The sequence below is a fragment of the Bacteroidales bacterium genome, from assembly GCA_035342335.1.
Taxonomy (GTDB): domain Bacteria; phylum Bacteroidota; class Bacteroidia; order Bacteroidales; family JAGONC01; genus JAGONC01.
Window position 1 is genome coordinate 163,369 of the sequence record DAOQWY010000003.1, and the last position, 17,407, is coordinate 180,775.

Annotated in this window: 12 protein-coding genes and 2 tRNA genes; 9 read left to right on the forward strand and 5 right to left on the reverse strand. The window is 47.0% G+C overall.

The window, feature by feature from the left end; translation table 11 throughout:
- Positions 1-42: 42 nt before the first annotated feature.
- The 3 genes from infC (at position 43) to rplT (ending at position 1,242) form a co-directional block, all read left to right on the forward strand.
- Positions 43-591 (forward strand): translation initiation factor IF-3, encoded by a 549-nt coding sequence (infC, locus tag PKI34_02715; protein ID HNS16717.1) that lies wholly within the window; start codon positions 43-45, stop codon positions 589-591.
- 22 nt (positions 592-613) lie between these two features.
- Positions 614-808 (forward strand): 50S ribosomal protein L35, encoded by a 195-nt coding sequence (rpmI, locus tag PKI34_02720; protein ID HNS16718.1) that lies wholly within the window; start codon positions 614-616, stop codon positions 806-808.
- Between the two features lie 77 nt (positions 809-885).
- Entirely contained in the window at positions 886-1,242 is a 357-nt protein-coding gene (gene rplT / locus PKI34_02725) for a 50S ribosomal protein L20 (protein HNS16719.1), read from the forward strand.
- Here rplT and PKI34_02730 read toward each other — a convergent pair.
- The gene (locus PKI34_02730; protein ID HNS16720.1) at positions 1,239-2,447 is read right to left on the reverse strand and encodes a YCF48-related protein; all 1,209 of its coding nucleotides are present in this window, start codon (positions 2,445-2,447) and stop codon (positions 1,239-1,241) included. The genes rplT and PKI34_02730 overlap by 4 nt on opposite strands.
- 28 nt (positions 2,448-2,475) lie before the next feature.
- Entirely contained in the window at positions 2,476-3,882 is a 1,407-nt protein-coding gene (locus PKI34_02735) for a thioredoxin-like domain-containing protein (GenBank protein HNS16721.1), read from the reverse strand.
- Positions 3,883-4,164: 282 nt separating this feature from the next.
- On the opposite strand from PKI34_02735, the gene PKI34_02740 reads away from it, so the two are divergent.
- Positions 4,165-4,620 (forward strand): hypothetical protein, encoded by a 456-nt coding sequence (locus PKI34_02740; protein ID HNS16722.1) that lies wholly within the window; start codon positions 4,165-4,167, stop codon positions 4,618-4,620.
- 59 nt (positions 4,621-4,679) lie between these two features.
- On the opposite strand, the gene PKI34_02745 is transcribed toward PKI34_02740, so the two are convergent.
- Together PKI34_02745 and PKI34_02750 are read right to left on the reverse strand one after the other, a co-directional pair.
- Positions 4,680-4,764: transfer RNA gene (locus tag PKI34_02745), tRNA-Leu, on the reverse strand.
- Positions 4,765-4,769: 5 nt separating this feature from the next.
- Positions 4,770-4,853, reverse strand: a tRNA-Leu gene (locus PKI34_02750).
- 124 nt (positions 4,854-4,977) lie between these two features.
- Between PKI34_02750 and PKI34_02755 the strand changes: the two genes are divergently transcribed.
- On the forward strand, positions 4,978-6,537 hold the full coding sequence (locus PKI34_02755; GenBank protein ID HNS16723.1) for a DUF4301 family protein: 1,560 nt from the start codon (positions 4,978-4,980) through the stop codon (positions 6,535-6,537).
- On the opposite strand, the gene tsaD is transcribed toward PKI34_02755, so the two are convergent.
- On the reverse strand, positions 6,526-7,584 hold the full coding sequence (tsaD, locus tag PKI34_02760; protein HNS16724.1) for a tRNA (adenosine(37)-N6)-threonylcarbamoyltransferase complex transferase subunit TsaD: 1,059 nt from the start codon (positions 7,582-7,584) through the stop codon (positions 6,526-6,528). The two genes, PKI34_02755 and tsaD, sit on opposite strands and share 12 nt — an antisense overlap.
- Positions 7,585-7,728: 144 nt before the next feature.
- Here tsaD and PKI34_02765 point away from each other — a divergent pair, with 144 nt between their 5' ends.
- The 4 genes from PKI34_02765 to mnmH are packed head-to-tail and all read left to right on the forward strand — an operon-like array spanning position 7,729 to position 17,403.
- Positions 7,729-12,084, forward strand: a complete 4,356-nt coding sequence (locus PKI34_02765) for a translocation/assembly module TamB domain-containing protein (protein HNS16725.1) — start codon at positions 7,729-7,731, stop codon at positions 12,082-12,084.
- Positions 12,059-13,162: a hypothetical protein gene (locus PKI34_02770; protein HNS16726.1), complete on the forward strand. Its 1,104-nt coding sequence runs from the start codon at positions 12,059-12,061 to the stop codon at positions 13,160-13,162. Before PKI34_02765 ends, PKI34_02770 begins: the two co-directional genes overlap by 26 nt.
- Positions 13,159-16,344 carry a UvrD-helicase domain-containing protein gene (locus PKI34_02775; protein HNS16727.1) on the forward strand — a complete coding sequence of 1,062 codons (3,186 nt, stop codon included), beginning with the start codon at positions 13,159-13,161 and terminating at the stop codon, positions 16,342-16,344. The genes PKI34_02770 and PKI34_02775 overlap by 4 nt, the downstream gene beginning before the upstream one ends.
- Before the next feature lie 24 nt (positions 16,345-16,368).
- A complete protein-coding gene (mnmH, locus tag PKI34_02780; GenBank protein HNS16728.1) occupies positions 16,369-17,403 on the forward strand; it encodes a tRNA 2-selenouridine(34) synthase MnmH in 1,035 nt (344 codons plus the stop codon).
- Positions 17,404-17,407: the final 4 nt, after the last annotated feature.

Here is a 17,407-nt window from a genome sequence, read left to right on the forward strand (position 1 = left end):
CAGTACTAACTAAACATAGGAGGAAGACTCATAGCTGCACAAATGTATGATGCCGGAAGAAGATACAATCCGGCAAGAAAACCGAAGGAAGACAAACATCGGATCAATGAACGCATAACTTCACCCGTGGTGCGGGTGGTAGGTGAAAATATCCAGCAAGGAATTTATGGGATCAGGGAAGCACTCGAGATCGCTTATAACCTCGGTCTTGATCTGGTGGAGATTTCTCCCACTGCCAATCCACCCGTTTGTAAGGTGATTGATTATAAAAAGTTCCTCTATGAATTAAAGAAGAAACAAAAGGAAATCAAAGCCAAGAGCGCGAAAGTGGTTGTGAAGGAGATACGGCTGGGTCCTAACACAGACGATCACGATTTTAACTTCAAGCTCAAGCATGCAATCAAATTCCTCCAGGAAGGGGCTAAAGTAAAAGTGGATGTGTTCTTCAGGGGCAGATCGATTGTCTATAAAGACCAGGGAGAGCTTATTATGCTTCGGTTTGCCGATGAACTGACTGAATACGGGAAGGTTGAAAAACTGCCGCTGCTGGAAGGTAAAAGGATGATCATGATCATAGCACCGAGAAAATAACGTTACCATAAAATCATTGGAAATGCCAAAGATGAAAAGCAAGTCCGGAGCCAAAAAACGTTTTTCCTTAACGGGTACCGGCAAAATTAAAAGGAAGCATGCATACAAAAGTCACATTTTGACCAAAAAAACCACCAAAAGGAAACGTAACCTGGGATATGCCGCGCTGGTGGATAAAGCGGATGTGAGCACTGTAAAACAAATGCTTGCCAGCTAATTTAATCATGTTTCACTTGCTCTCAGCCTACAAGGGTCCTGAAATACGGAACGCTGAAGCAATAAATCAAAATCATCATGCCACGATCAGTCAATTCTGTAGCATCACATCAAAGAAAAAAGAAAGTTTTTTCCCGCGTTAAAGGTCAGTTCGGCAGAAGAAAGAACGTCCTTACCGTCGCAAAGAATGCCCACGACAAAAGCCTGGCGTATGCTTATCGCGACAGGAGAAACAAAAAAAGAAGCTTCAGGGGATTATGGATCATTCGCATCAACGCAGGAGCCAGGGAACATGGCTTATCCTATTCAGCGTTGATGGGACTGCTCAATGAAAAAAAGATCCAGCTGAACAGAAAGGTGCTGGCCGACCTGGCCATGAACCATCCTGATGCATTCAAGGCTGTTGTCGAAGCGGCCAGAGCTTCAACTATTTAAGGAAAAATAATCCGTCGGCTTCCTGTCATCCGGCCCTGGGAGATCCTCAGAACAGCTGCGCCGGAACTCCCTCCCAGGTTGATTTGATAATCTTCCTGCAGGGGATTGCTGTCCCTGAAAACAAGATGACCGGAAAGGCTGAAAATTTCGATCAGAAAAGGTTCACCTTTGGTTAGATTTTCCCGTAACTTCAGCGTAAAGCTTCCATCCGATGGATTTGGATATAGAAGCAACTGATCGGAAACATCCATTTCGCTGATGCCCATCCCTCCGCCATCTGTTGTAGCATAAACCAGTCCCTTTCTGCCAACGATCCAGCCATGCTGCGGATCAGCGAAGTAAATGGCCTTAAAATAGTTATAATCGTCAAGTTGTAATTGCAAAGCCCATGTAAGACCCGCGTCGGTTGTGGCAAAGAGGTTCTTTTCGGTGATGACCCATCCCAGGGTATCATTCACAAAGACAATATCCACTACCGGACCGGTACCCACGGGGAGGGGACGGACCTCCCAGGTTTCGCCAACGTCATCCGTAAAAAGCAGCTTTCCCTCACCTCCAACCCATCCCCTGTACGGATTGATAAAGAAAACATCATAGGTCAGATCCTCAATGGGTTGTGTATAGTCCGCCCAGTCCGTACCGCCATTGGTCGTGTGCGATAACCACCCGCTTGCGTACGTCCCGGCTAACCATCCATTGTTCGCATCGGAAAAGGAAACCGAAAGGATCGATTCCTGCACGCCCGCATACTGGTACTGCCATTTTTGCCCTCCATTCGATGTATGCAGGATGATCCCCTCGTTTCCGACAATCCATCCATTCTCGGCATCACTGAACACAATGTCGGCATAATCCATCGTGTATGGGGAAGCGGGCAGTGACCAGTTTTCTCCCTTGTCGGATGTTGCAAGCATGATCCCGGCGCTGCCAACAATCCATCCTGACGAATCATTCTGAAACCAGACACTCTGCAGAAAGCTGGAGGTGGTTGTCGGTTGAACTTCCCAGTGAATGCCTCCATCCGCTGTGTGCAGAATCGTGCCCGACCGGCCAACGATCCATCCCTCCATAACATTAATGAAAAAAACATCATTGAGATCTACAACAACCTGTGTCGACAGCTTTTGCCATCCCTTTTGGGCATAAACCATCTGCGAATTAGTAAGATAAAAAAATAAAAGTAAATAGGACAGGCTCTTCTTCATAGGTTTGTTTTTATCCGGTTTTCCATTCTTATTGTTTCCGGCCCAGAAGCTCAATGATCTGTTCCGTAAGAATATGTTTGGCAATGATATTTTTTTCCCTGTCCAATAAATACATCACAGGTGAACTGTGAACATCATAAAGATCATGAAAATCAGGTGTGAGACTAAGGTAGCCGTTGACGTTGACCCATTCCAACTCATGCTCAATGATGTATTTTTTCCATTCAACCAACGATGTATCGATACAAACGGCATACACCTCCAGATCGAGGGAGTCCTTCTTTTCATCATAAAACTGTTTCAGACGGGGTGTTTCCTTACGGCAAAAACTGCAATCTGAGTCCCAGAAATAAATGATGGTGTAGGCTTTCCCGATCTGGTAAAGTGATACGGGAATGTCACTGGTGTCAAGGAGGATCATCAGCGGAGCGGCTTTGCCAATCAGCAATGGCTCCAATATGTTGGAACGTTTGATGATGTTTTGCCTGACGGTCTCATTCATGAAGTCTGCCTTCCCGGTCTTGAAATAGCGATTGGCCATGTGGACGAAGACGGCATCGTGGCCCATGATCTTTGAACGTTCGTATTTGAGCGTGAAGTACCAGATCAGGTATTCATAAACAGCCTTGTTCGTGCTGGTCCGTGACAAAATTGAATCAATCTCCTGCGCTATCGAGTCCGGAGCAGGAAAGACCAGATCATCCATGTAACGTTCCATCCGGGGATGGAATAACGGCGAATGCAGCAGTCGTTCATCCGTAAGGTTAAAATGATCCCAGTAATGGTCCTTATAGTCCCGGAACAATTTTTCTTTTTCGGCGGACAGGGGGTTCTGCTTCAATGCATTCAGTTCATCAGGTTCCAGCGATGCCAGAAGGAAAGCCGCAAAAAAGGTACCCCTGTGCAGGTCAACCAGCTCTTTTTGATAACGATACACCTCGCTGTCGATGGATTTGATTTGCGCCTCAACGGTAGTTTTCATCGGATCATTCATTGAATCGGCAGAATGTAAGCGGTTCAGTGAGTCGACCAGTTTTCTTTTATTTTGGAGATAGGAGATGTAGTCGAAGAACAATTGATTCTCTTCCGATCCCCTGACACGGATGTTTCCGATCCAGTCCACGGTGTCGGTTTCGATACGAAACCTGCTGGCATCATTGACAATGAAATCAATGTACTTGTTTTTTGCCTGCCCGGCGAGCATATACATTCCCCTTTCCAGATCCGCGTCCCCCTCAAATGCGAATGCATGCTCTTTTACCAGGGCCGTATCCACAAGATAGGTTTTGTCGCCAGTGTACCTGACCAGATAACAAACGCTGTCAGGCAGATTCTTTACCGAAAATGCAATATGGTATTTTTCCTGACCAAGAGCAGTATGACTGTTCACCTGCCACAGTAAAATGATTCCCCAAATAAAAAAATTATTCTTCATCCTTCATCCTTCATTCTTCATCTTTACCCCACAAATTTACAATATTCACTTCATGAGCGGAAAATTCCTATAATTTTGGGTGTTGCAATGAAATGGCACAGTAACATTTTTTCATAATCATCAATATCAATGTCCATAAAAAATAAAAATATTAGTTATATTTTTTTTAAAATTATTTTTATATTATATTTAATCTTTTATTTAATTAATAATATTTATTCTATTGATAATCAATCTATTGATTCTACACATATTTTTTATGAGCAAACCATTGATTCACTTTTGGTTCAGAATCAAGGATTCAGGGATGAAATCCAGCGAACGACTCAGGATTTTGACCTGGTGAAGACCCGGTTGACCGAAATGGACTATTTTACCCGGTTGCTTGAATTTATAGTTGGATTGCTGATCATTTTAATGATCGCCCTGTTCATCCTGTTACTGATCCATTGTGGAAAAAACAGGTCACTGCGCCGGATGGTTGCACAGTTGGATCAACAGATAAAGGATGCTCAGCGCGATCTGGCGGGTGAAAGTCATAGAAGGAGTTCAACTCCCGTGAACGAAGAACGTTCTGATTGTGCTGGAGGGAAAGGGGACAAACCTGAGCGGGAGATCACAGATTTAAGGAATGAGATCCAATCACTGAAACGGAATCTGATCGGGGAACAACAGGTCAGAAAACAAATGGAGGAAGAAATTGCTGATTTGCTTTCCAGGATAAGGAAATCCGGATAGAACCAAAAACCTTCAGGAAGAGATGCAGGCCATAAAATGGAATCCCAGCTTTCTGAAAGTGCCCAAGACAAGACTCGAACTTGCACGACCTGAACGGTCACTAGACCCTGAATCTAGCGCGTCTACCAATTCCGCCACTTGGGCCGGGGTGCCCAGGACAAGAATCGAACTTGCACGACCTTACGGTCACTACCCCCTCAAAGTAGCGTGTCTACCAGTTCCACCACCTGGGCAAAAATGAGGTGCAAATATATAAAAATTTTTGATGGAATGATTCGTACAAAATATTTTATACGTTGGGGTAAAGGGACGGCGTCAATCGTTATTTTTGTTCAATGACTGATCAAATTCAAATCCATGTTTACATCAACTGATCTGGAACAGTTTAATTCACAGGGGATTGGCCTGCAGAACGTCGGGAATCAACTTGCCCGTTTCAAAGAAGGATTTCCCTTTGTCGTTCTGGTAGCGCCTGCTACCATCGACAATGGCATCGTCAGGTTAGATGACCAACAGGTAAAAGCCAGTGCCGACGCATTCGACGCACAACAAAACAGCGTCCAGATGATAAAATTTGTTCCCGCATCGGGGGCCGCAACCCGGATGTTCAAAGACCTTTTTGAGTTCCAGTCGGCCCACCGGTCACCTGACTTTCCTTCTGACATTATAGCGCTTGAAAAGAAATACCCGGCTGTGGCGGTGTTCATTGCTGATTTGCACAGGTTCCCTTTTACCGGTGAACTTCAGACTACACTCCGTAATCAAGGACTGGAGTTGCGTAATTTACTTAAAAAAAATGATTATCAGAAGATCATCCATCATCTCCTTGACAGGGACGGAATGAACTATGCTGCACTGCCGAAAGGATTGCTTTCCTTTCACCGTTATCCCGGCGAAATCCGGACTGCTATGGAAGAACATCTTGTTGAAGGAGCGGCATATTGCAGGAATGTTACCGGGGACGTTCGCCTGCATTTCACCGTATCCCCGGAGCATCTGGAAGCGTTCCGTGACCTTGTCGGCCACAAAATAGATGGCTATGGAAAACGTTACGGGGTTACCTATCAGGTGGACTTTTCGGTTCAAAAGTCCTCCACTGATACCCTGGCGGTGGACCTGAACAATGAACCCTTCCGGAATTCTGATGGCAGACTGCTTTTCAGACCTGCCGGTCACGGTGCACTGATCGAAAACCTGAATGATCTGGAAGCTGATGTCATTTTCATCAAAAACATTGATAATGTCGTTCCGGACCACCTGAAACCTGAAAACACACTCTTCAAAAAAGCCCTTGCAGGATATCTTCTGACACTTCGCCAGAAGGTTTTCACCTGTCTGAAAAGGTTACAGGAACCTTTACCTGACGAGCAGGAAATGAACGAGATGGCATTGTTTGCACGAGATAAACTGTTTATGGATACTTCGTTTTTAGATGGTTTGGACTGGGAGAAGAAGCAACTGGCGTTGTTCCATTTGCTTCACAGGCCAATTCGTGTCTGCGGAATGGTAAAAAATGTTGGCGAACCAGGCGGGGGGCCTTTCTGGGTGAAGGATGGTCAGGGAAGGATCAGTCTCCAGATCGTGGAATCATCCCAGGTGAACAACGCAGATCCGGAACAAAAAAGGCACTTCCTCGAGGCTACCCATTTCAATCCTGTTGACCTGGTCTGCAGTATCAGAGATCACCAGGGGAAGAAATTCGATCTGACGATGTATGTTGATTCGTCCACCGGATTTATATCCAGGAAATCGAAAGATGGCAGGGAGCTAAAGGCGATGGAACTTCCGGGATTGTGGAACGGGGCCATGGCCGGTTGGATCACAGTTTTCATTGAGGTGCCTTTGATCACGTTCAATCCGGTCAAAACAGTGAATGACCTGCTCCGGAAAGAACACCAGGTGGAGTCATGGAGCTGAATCCTGATCATCTGCCCGGGATTTTGAACTGCGGGAATAAGGTGAGATTTCGTAGCCTGCAACTTGATTGCGAAGGTACTTGTAATATCCGCAGATGGCCACCATTGCAGCATTGTCGGTCGTAAAGGCAATTTTGGGAACAAATACCTGCCATTTACGAATGTTCTCCTGATTGCGCACCGCATCCCGCAGGGCGGAATTTGCCGCCACACCACCTGCAATGGCAATGGTGCTGATCCCGGTTTTTTCAGAAGCCTGTATCAGTTTATTCAGAAGGATATCGACTATGCTTTGCTGAATTGAAGCGCATAAATCAGCCATGTTCTTGCTGATGAATTCTGGATCTTCTTTTAAACGGTCTCTGAGAAAATAAAGGAACGACGTTTTAAGTCCGCTGAAGCTGAAGTCGAGGCCGGGGATCCTGGGCTTTGAAAAGCAGTAAGCCGTTGGGTTACCTCCTTTGGAATGCTGATCGATCCAGGGTCCTCCCGGATAGGGAAGTCCCATGATTTTTGCCGCTTTGTCGAATGCTTCTCCTGCTGCATCATCCATCGTCCTGCCAATGATTTCCATATCGAAATAGTCACGGATCAATACGATTTGTGTATGCCCCCCTGAAACGGTGAGACAAAGAAAAGGAAAGGCGGGTACCGCTTTGGAAGCACCCGGTTCCTGAATGAAATGGGCCAGAATGTGCGCTTCCAGATGGTCAACCTCGATCAGCGGAACGGATAGACCCAGGGAAAGAGCCTTGGCGAAGGAGGAGCCAACCAGCAAGGATCCCAGTAATCCGGGACCCCTTGTGAAAGATACTGCCTGTAATTCATTTTTATTTACATTTGCTGTATCCAACGCAGCCTGAATTACGGGAATGATGTTTTGCTGATGTGAACGCGAGGCCAGTTCCGGTACGACACCTCCGTACTTTTTGTGAACATCCTGGTTCGCAATAATGTTGGAAAGGAGTTCGTCGTTACGGATTACAGCAGCCGACGTATCATCACAGGATGATTCAATTCCCAGGACATAAATAGCTTTTCCGGGCATCAGGGAAAATTTATAAGGAACAAAATTATCAAAAATAAGATACTGAAGATCGTACTGTACCTGATACTGGTAGCGCTTCTCATTCCGGTATTAATTTCAGGTATTCTCCAGGTCGGGCCTGTCCAAACCTATGTTGCCCAGAAGGTGGCGTCCTATCTGTCAGCAAAGAGCGACTGCGAAGTTACGATCGAGAAGCTCAGATTTTACCGTCTGAGCGAACTGAGTCTTGAAAATCTACGCATGCTGGACCATCGCGACAGCCTTCTATTGGAGGTTGCGGTACTGAAAACGGATATCGGCCGTATCCGTTTCAGGGAACATCTATTGAAAATCAACAGCCTTGTCACTGAGGATTTTACGCTCATTCTTAGAAAGTACGAATCTGACAGTGTGCTCAACCTGACCCGTTTCCTGTCAGCTTTTGCTTCCGGTGACACTACTGCCTCTGCAACGCACTGGCAGATCTTGTGCGGGGGACTCGAAGTAATAAACGGTCATTTTGTCCTGCAGGACCTTAACAGACAAAATTCCGTAAAGCCAGGCATAAACTTCAACAACCTTGACCTGGACTCATTGAATGCCTTTTTCAGCAACATCAACCTGAACGGAGACACTGTATCTGCACAGGTCAGCAAACTGGAGTTTAAAGAGCACTGCGGCCTGAGGCTTACGACATTTGAGTCACAGGTGAAGGTGTGCCCGGTAAGCATTCAAGCCCTTAAGACGCATATGGTAACCAATGATTCGGAACTTGACATGGATCTGGTTTTTCATTTTGATGACTACGCTGGTTTTTCTGACTTTCTCCATGATGTTACCATCGAGTCGGCCATCCGGCCGTCTTCGCTTGCTGCAGGGGACCTTGCTTTTTTTGTCCCATCCCTTGGCACTCTTTCCCATAAAATTGACCTGAGCGGGGAGATCAAAGGCCCGGTCAGCAATTTAAAAATAAGGGATCTGTATCTTTTTTACGGCAGTATGACTAACCTTTACGGAGACATCTCCATGACCGGTCTGCCGGAGATCCAGGAGACCTATATGCATATGAAGATCAAAGATCTCAACACCTGCATAGAGGACATCCAGCAAATGCTTGCTGAAGGCATCGCTCCTGCAACCCTGCTGCCCGAGAACCTGCAGCCGCTCGGGACGATCCATGTCACAGGCCGCTTCACAGGATTTATCAATGATTTTGTGTCGTTTGCCGATTTCCGGACCGACCTGGGCGCGATTTCAACGGACCTTGAACTTCAGGCCACACCATCAAGGAAAGATATTCAATACAAGGGGAAGATCTTCGCCGACCAGTTTGATCTGGGAACCATCAGCCAGTTGCAGGATAAGCTTGGAAAAGTCACCCTGGGAGCCCAGATCCAGGGAAGCGGAACCACCCGGCAGACCGCCACCATCCAGATCGATGGCACCATCGACTCACTCGATTTGAACAATCACCGTTATCAGGCGATTTATCTGAACGGACTTTATAGCAATGAAAAGTTCATCGGCAAGGTCAATATTGACGATCCATTGATTCACCTTGTCTTTTCGGGTTTGATTGACCTTAAAGGCAGGATCCCTCAGTTTGATTTCTCTGCAGCGATCACTAATGCCCGCCTGCATGATCTTGGCCTGATCGATTCTGATTCCCTCGGGATCCTGACAACACGGATGACCCTGCAGCTTGGTGGTAAAAGCCTCGACAGTACGTATGGTCAGCTGATACTTGACAGTACAACATTTATTACAGGTAATTACAATTTTAAAATGGACCGGCTTCGTTTAACTGCATCCCAACAGGGTACTTCCATTAAGTCCGTTGATCTGGAATCCGATTATATCGACGGACACCTGAGGGGTGACATCCTTTTTGAGCAATTTTTACCGATGCTGAGTTCCATCATTGATCCGCAATTTTCTGCCTTCACCAAAGATTCTTTGCATCTTGCCAATATACTGAAGAATCAAAATTTTCAGTTCAACATTGACCTGAAAAATACTGCTCCCTTAACAGCATTGCTGCTGCCAGACTTAGCTGTTGCGCTCAATTCCGGAATTACGGGTTCTGTTGACTCTCAACATACTCACATTCAATTACATATAATCTCGGACAATGTCACCTTCAAGACCATCCATCTGGATGATCTTGATGTTCAGGCCAGTACGGATTTTACGAAACTGAGCTGTGAAATTGGAGCAGGGAGAATGTTTCAGGGGAAACTGGCTCATGCAGATGCCGGTTCTTTTGGCTTTGACAACCTGCGGATACGGACGGATGTCATCCACGATACCCTTTTTCTGGGGCTTTCGTGGGACGACGGGAGGAAGACTGATTCCAATGCCGGGAACCTTGCCCTGCAGGTCAGGCTCGATCGTTACCCAAGCCTGGAAGGCACCATTTCCGATGCAAAACTGCTGGTTAATGGCTCAACCTGGAACATCGACCGGAATAATTACTTTCTGATCGATTCTTCCCACGTCAGAATTGACAACCTGACCCTATCCGGACAGGGGCAGCAGTTAAGGATCGATGGTGCCTTGTCGTCATTGCCCGGTGAAGCACTCAGTATATCGTTCAATCCTTTTAACCTTGACAACCTGCGGAGTGTTTTGAAAAGTCCGGATTTCAGTTTTGGTGGCATGGCCTTCGGCAATGCTGAACTGGCTGATATTTTCAATAATCCAACCCTGATAGCTGACCTTCAGGTCAGGGATTTCACCTTTAACAGTGAACTGCTTGGTGATCTTAACCTCCGAACCGAATGGGACAACACGAACAATAAGATCAATACGCTGGGAGAGATCATTTATGCGGGCAACGATACCTCTGTGAGGGTCCTCGCTCTTACAGGCACCTATGCACCTTCGGCGCTAACGGATAATTTTGATTTCAGCTTTAAAATGGACAACCTTAAGATCAAACCTATCGGGCAGTTCCTGGAGGGCATTTTTACTGATTTTGGAGGTTACGCCAGTGGCCAGCTTTACTTCAAAGGGAATAAGAACGATCCAAAACTCACCGGTGAGGTCAGTGTCAGGCGCGGACAGCTCCGTGTGGATTTCCTGAATACGAAATATATTTTCTCCGATAATGTCTATTTTGAGCCAGACCATATTGGGTTCAAACAGATGAACTTCCACGATACCCTTGGAAACACAGGTATGTTGGATGGCAAGATCTTTCACCGCTTTTTCAAGGATTTCAAGTTGGACCTGGCGATTCAGACCAAGGATCTGTTAGGTATCAATACGACGTCGCAGGAGAGCCCCTATTTTTATGGAACAGGTGTTACGAGCGGAACGGTGACCATTAAAGGGCCGGGAAACAATCTTGCATTTGATATACGTGCGTTAACAGAACGCGGTACGGCCATGTACCTGCCCATCAGCTATACAGCAGATGTATCTGATAATCCGTATATTGTTTTTGTGAATAAGGAAGATACCCTTCTCCCGGCCGGAAAAATTCGTCAGCAACCAAAGGGCAGTCTTGATCTGAACATGGAGATACAGGTCACCGATGATGCCACCATTCACATCTTTCTTCCAAACCAGATGGGGAATATCAAGGTGAACGGAGAAGGTCTCATGCGGTTCAACATGCCGCCTGCAGGAGATATGGGCCTCAGTGGGACGTACGTGATGGAAGGCGGTACATTTTACTTTACGCTCCGGAACCTGATCAGCAGGACCTTTCATATCAGGTCGGGCAGTACGATCTCCTGGACAGGGGATATGTTTGATGCAGACATTAACCTGAAAGCAGTTTACCAGGTAAAACCCTCCCTCAGCACACTGCCTGCGTCCTCTTCCATGGCAGATTCTTCCCTGTATAGCCAGCGAATCCCGGTTGACTGCGTCATCAACCTGAACGGTGACCTTTTTAATCCAACCATCCGTTTTGGGCTGGAAATGCCTGATGTTCAGGAAGAATCAATTAGGACATTCGTTTACAATTCCATTGACACGACCAATGAAGCCCAGCTGAACCAGCAGATGATATCCCTTCTGGTGCTGAACAGCTTCAGCCTGAATACAGGAACAGGCGTGGCAAGCAGCATGGGATTGAGTTCATATGACTTGCTGGCCAATCAACTGAACAGCTGGCTTTCTCAAATCAGCGATGAGTTCGATATCGGAGTCAATTATCAGAAAGGTGACGCCATTTCTCCTGAACAGCTGGAGGTGGCCCTGTCAACACAGCTTTTCAACGACCGGGTAACCGTGAATGGAAATTTTGGAGTGGGTACTTACAAGAATTCGGAAAAGACCAGTAGCATCGTTGGTGACGTCCTGGTAGAAGTCAGGATCACCAGGGATGGCCGCTTCAGGGTGAGAGCCTATAATAAAACCAATACATACGACCTTTTCAATGATAACGCTCCCTACACCCAGGGCGTGGGTGTCTCCTTCAGAAGTGATTTCAACAGAGTAAAGGATATTTTTAATCGAAAACGTAAAACAAATAAACCTGTCAATGAAAATGATACTGGTGAACAATAAGCTATGCGCACTTCTTTTAGTTGTTTTCCTGTCGTTGCCAACACAGATTGTCACTTCTCAGATCACCTTGACAAGGGATGATATGCCCAACGTGGGCGATACCATCAGGCTGAGCTCCGCATTAAGTACCGGAAGTGTGGATCATAAACTGACAGGTGAAAACCATTACTGGGATTTCTCTTCCCTTGTTCCTGTCGCTCAGCAGGTTGACACCTTCGTCAGCGTCAGCTCAACTCCCTTTCTTTACCGGATCGTATTCACTGCTTCTGTTGCCACCATCGCCCGGCCTGAACCGGGTGTGGATATCATTCCGGGTTACCCGGTGACGGATGTGTTCACCTATTTCAAGGAATCCGATGAGCGATTTCAGGAAGCCGGTGTTGCACTGACCCTGCCCGGATTGCCCCTGCCCGTCAAATACGACGAACCGGACGTACTCTATACGTTCCCGGTGAGTTTTGGGAATGTGGACTCCTGCCATGCTGGTGTCGAATCGGAATTCCCCGGCCTATATTATTTAAAAATTGACAGGGACAGGAGAAATTTTGTGGATGGCTGGGGCACACTGGCAACCCCTTTCGGAACATTTGATGTCCTGCGGCTGAAATCAGAAGTCAATGAAACGGATACGGTCTATATTGATAGTTTGAATGCGGGCTACCGGATCCCGCGGAATTATGTCCAGTATAAATGGATAGGCAATGATTTTGGCGTACCTCTTCTTCAGGTCGATGAAGAAGGATCGCTGCTTACTGTAACCTATATTGATTTTCCCAGGATAATCACATCCGTACCTGGCCCACCCGTTATTCCCGAGCAGGTAAGGATTTATCCCAATCCTGCCGGTAAGGTGGTTACCCTGGAATGGGAAAACATTACCCCCGGACAGGCCCTCATCAGGATCTGTGATTCCAGAGGCCGGGAGGTGTATCTGAAGGAAATGCCTCTGGCTTCATACGGATATATCCGGGAAACGATTTCACTGGAAGGCTTGAGCCTTGACAGCGGAGTCTGCTTCATTTGCCTTGTTGTCAACGATCTTCCGCCTGTGATTAAAAAGTTTATCTACCGTCCATGAGTTTTGAAGTATTCAGCTCCTCTGCAGGTTCAGGCAAGACCTTTACACTGGTAAAGGAATACCTGAAGATTGTCCTGCGGGATCCGGCAGGTTTCAGGCATATTCTGGCTATTACCTTTACAAACAAGGCTGCCACTGAAATGAAATCCAGGATTGTCAGAAGTCTTACCCACCTGGCAGAAACGGCGGACGAATCAAATGAAAATCAGAAGGACGCACTGTTATCGACATTATGTTCGGAAACCTCCTTATCTCCGGAGCTGATCAGGCAGCGATCCCGCAAGGCACTCACGCTTATTTTGCACAACTATTCCGACTTTGCGGTTTCCACAATCGATAGTTTTGTTTACCGGATCATGAGAACCTTTGCGTACGACATGCAATTGCCGGTCGACTTTGATGTGGAACTGGATACCGACAGGTTGATTGCCAAAGCGGTTGATCTGCTGGTCAGCAAGGCAGGTACGGATGACAGGATCACGCGGATGCTGGTGGGATATACGGAATTTAAAGCCTCTGAGGAGTATCATTGGCAAATAGAGGGCGATCTGCAAAGTTTTTCGGAGAACCTTATGAATGAAGACGGATATGATCAAGTGGGTTTTTTGAGGAATCTGTCACTGGAAGATTTCTTCAACCTCCGGAACAGGCTTGGCGGGAAGATCCGGAAATTTGATGAAACGCTTTCAGGAAAAGCAAGATCCATCCTGTCGCTGATTGCTTCCAATGAAATTTCGCAAGGTGCATTCTATTATAAGGATCGGGGTTTTTATGGATTTGTTCATCGCATCGCGCTGAAGAATTATGAGAATCTGACTCCCGGAAAGTTTGCACTGGAGACCATTGAAAAGGGTAAATGGTGCTCTTCGGATGCATCCGATTATGAACGAACAGCCATCCAGACCATACAATCCGAACTGCTCGGCCATTATAGGGAGATGATGGCTTTTGCTGACAAACACAAACAATCATTTGTCCTTTTCAGGCTGTTGTATCAGCATCTCTATCCACTGGCCCTGCTCAATGAGATCGAAAAGATCATCAATGAACTTCGGCAACAGACCGGTTCCATCCATATTTCTGAATTTAACAAGCGCATTGCCGCAATCGTCATGAAAGAACCGGTCCCGTTCATTTATGAACGACTGGGTGAAAAATTCCTTCATTATCTCATTGATGAGTTTCAGGACACCTCGGTCCTGCAATGGCACAACCTGCTACCGCTGGTCGACAACTCCCTGGCATCCGATCATTTCAATATGATCGTAGGGGATCCCAAGCAATCCATTTACCGGTGGAGAAATGGCGAAGTGGAACAGTTCATCCGCTTACCGAAGATCTACCGGAGACGTGACTCAACTGCAGAGGCTGAACGCGAACGCACCCTGGAACGTCATTACCATCCAAATGCACTGACCATCAATTACAGGTCAGCCGAGGAGATCATTCGTTTTAACAATTCTTTCTTTCAGTATACCCGGAATTTACTTCCGGCTAACCTGATGGAGATCTACAAAGACGTCATCCAGCAGCCGGTCGCCCACCATAAAGGGGGGTATGTCCAAATCGGTTTTTTTGATCAGGAAACAACGGAGGAAGGTTTCGCACCCTACAACCTCAGGCGTGTACACGAAATCATCGGGGAGGTGACCGCTGATCACTATTCACTGAGCCAGATTGCGATCCTGTGCCGGACCAACGATCGTGCAAGCGCCCTGGCCCGCTATCTGCTTGAAAATGGCATCCAGGTAATTTCATCGGAGTCATTGCTTCTTAAAAATTCTCCGGAGGTGGTGTTTCTTGTTTCGGTTATGACCTTCCTTAACCGCCCAGACGCCTTGCTTGAAATGGCACTCATTCGCTATCTGACGGATAATGACCGAATCGCACGGAATGAATGGGAGGCTGGCCTGATCAGGAACGTTAAAGGAAATAACTATGTTCCTCAGTCATTTTTTGGAATCCTTAAAAACAACGGATTCTGCTTTGATCCGGATATGCTCGTCAGGTTGCCGGTATATGAACTGGCCGAAGCGCTGCTCCGATGTTTTTCCCTGGACGAAACAAAAGATCCTTTTATTCAGTTTTTTCTGGATGCGGTTCTTGATTTTTCTGCCAACGTTGGCAATGGCCTTCGTGAGTTTCTTACGTGGTGGGAGGAGAAGAGGGACAAGCTTTCGATCATCGCCCCGCAGGGATCGGAAGCTGTGCAGGTCATGACCATTCACAAAGCCAAAGGGCTTCAGTTTCCGGTGGTGATCTATCCTTTTGCCGACGAAGGTCATAGAATGACAAAGCACTACACCTGGCTCAAATTAGCCAATCCTGAACTTGCGGAATTACCGGTTGCCGTCCTCAAACTGACCGGCAAATTAAGGGATGCGGGATATGCTGACCTCTATGATGATGAACAAAACAAGTCATACCTCGACATGGTCAACCTTCTATACGTTGTGATGACCCGTGCCTCACAGCGACTTTACATCGTTACCATCAAACCTCCCACCAAGGCCGAGAAATTCCTTTCGGTGCCGGAGCTTTTCCATACATATCTGGAATCCATTGGAGGGCTGCAAGATGGCGTGGCGTCGTTCGAAACCGGCGAGAAGATCCCGTCGAGCAGCGGAAAGGCCGGCGACGAACAGGCGAAAGGTTTCTATTCTCCTGAATTCAGCCTCATTTCAAACGACTGGAGGCAAAATGCACAGCTGACCTTTCAGGCTGCTGAGGCCTGGGATGCTGAGAATCCCGACAGAAACCGGGAATGGGGAAAGCTTGTCCATAGGATCTTTTCATCTATCATTACACCGGCTGATGTTCCGGCGATCACCTCTTCACTGCTGACATCAGGCCTGGTAACCACTGATCAGAAGGTTCAGCTGGAAAAGATGATCTCCGGGATCATCTCACATCCCCTGATCAGGGATTTCTTTTGCGGGGACCTGATCACCAAGACCGAAACGGAAATCCTTTTGCCTTCCGGTCGGTCGTACCGGCCCGACAGGTTGCTTTTAAAGGATGAAAAAGCCATCGTGATCGATTACAAAACAGGTCTTCCATCGGAGGAACATCAAAAGCAACTGCGATTTTACGGTGGGTTGCTTCACGATATGGGATACCCGGCCGTGGAGAAATATCTGATCTACCTGAATGAAGAGATCAGCCTGGTTAAGGTGAATTAATGTAATTTTATCCCTGTTGTAAGGATGATCAAAACCATTGACATTACCGAGCTTTTTGGCTTGCTGGATTCCTTGCCCCTGATCGACGTCAGGTCTCCGCAGGAATTCCGCAGCGGTCATATTCCAGGCGCTTTCAATCTTCCCCTGTTCAACGATGAGGAGCGGGCCCTGGTGGGTACACGGTTTGTCAGAACAGGACGATTCTCTTCCGTTCAACTGGGATTGGACCTGGTGGGGCACAAGCTTTCGGGAACCCTGAATGAGGCCCGTAAAATAGCGGCTGACGGACCTTTTCTCATCCACTGCTGGAGGGGGGGATTGAGAAGTGCCAGTATGGCCTGGCTGTTCGACCTGGCCGGAATGAATGTTCTTGTGCTTTCCGGCGGGTATAAGGCTTACAGAAACCATATCCGGCAGGAATTAGGTAAACCTGCCCGCCTGGTAGTCCTGGCAGGCAAAACCGGCAGCGGAAAGACCAGTATCTTGCACGCTTTGGCACAGTCGGGGCAACAGGTTCTTGATCTGGAAAAGATAGCCCACCACAAAGGATCTGTGTTTGGAGGACTGGGAATGATGCCCCAGCCCACCAACGAGCAATTTGAAAATGGCCTTTATTCAGCCTGGAGCCAGCTGGACCTGGGCAGACCCATCTGGATTGAGGATGAAAGTCTTTCTGTCGGATCGGTATCCATTCCCGAACCACTTTTCAGTCAGTTGCTTGCAAGCCCCGTTCTGGAGATTGAGGTCAGTTTTTCCCGGCGCGTTGAACGGCTGGTCAGGGAATATTCGAATTTTCCTGGTGACGATCTTATTTCCTGTATCTTACGAATCGAGAAAAAACTGGGGGGCGACAACACCCGAAAAGCAATTGATGCCGTTAAAGAAGGTGATTTTACCCGTACTGCAGAAATTCTATTAACCTATTACGACAGGGCTTATGACAGGAGTCTTCAAATGAGGGCAGCCCAGATCAGCCGTATCAGTCTGCCATTGCCACAGGATGATCCACTGGAAAATGCTAAATTCCTCCTTGGCCACTATCAACCTGAGAAACGATAAATAG

Coding starts and splice junctions, on each gene's coding strand:
- infC (HNS16717.1), top strand. CDS start 43: ATGTATGATGCCGGAAGAAGATACAATCCGGCAAGAAAACCGAAGGAA.
- rpmI (HNS16718.1), top strand. CDS start 614: ATGCCAAAGATGAAAAGCAAGTCCGGAGCCAAAAAACGTTTTTCCTTA.
- rplT (HNS16719.1), top strand. CDS start 886: ATGCCACGATCAGTCAATTCTGTAGCATCACATCAAAGAAAAAAGAAA.
- PKI34_02730 (HNS16720.1), bottom strand. CDS start 2,447: ATGAAGAAGAGCCTGTCCTATTTACTTTTATTTTTTTATCTTACTAAT.
- PKI34_02735 (HNS16721.1), bottom strand. CDS start 3,882: ATGAAGAATAATTTTTTTATTTGGGGAATCATTTTACTGTGGCAGGTG.
- PKI34_02755 (HNS16723.1), top strand. CDS start 4,978: ATGTTTACATCAACTGATCTGGAACAGTTTAATTCACAGGGGATTGGC.
- tsaD (HNS16724.1), bottom strand. CDS start 7,584: ATGCCCGGAAAAGCTATTTATGTCCTGGGAATTGAATCATCCTGTGAT.
- PKI34_02770 (HNS16726.1), top strand. CDS start 12,059: ATGAAAATGATACTGGTGAACAATAAGCTATGCGCACTTCTTTTAGTT.
- PKI34_02775 (HNS16727.1), top strand. CDS start 13,159: ATGAGTTTTGAAGTATTCAGCTCCTCTGCAGGTTCAGGCAAGACCTTT.
- mnmH (HNS16728.1), top strand. CDS start 16,369: ATGATCAAAACCATTGACATTACCGAGCTTTTTGGCTTGCTGGATTCC.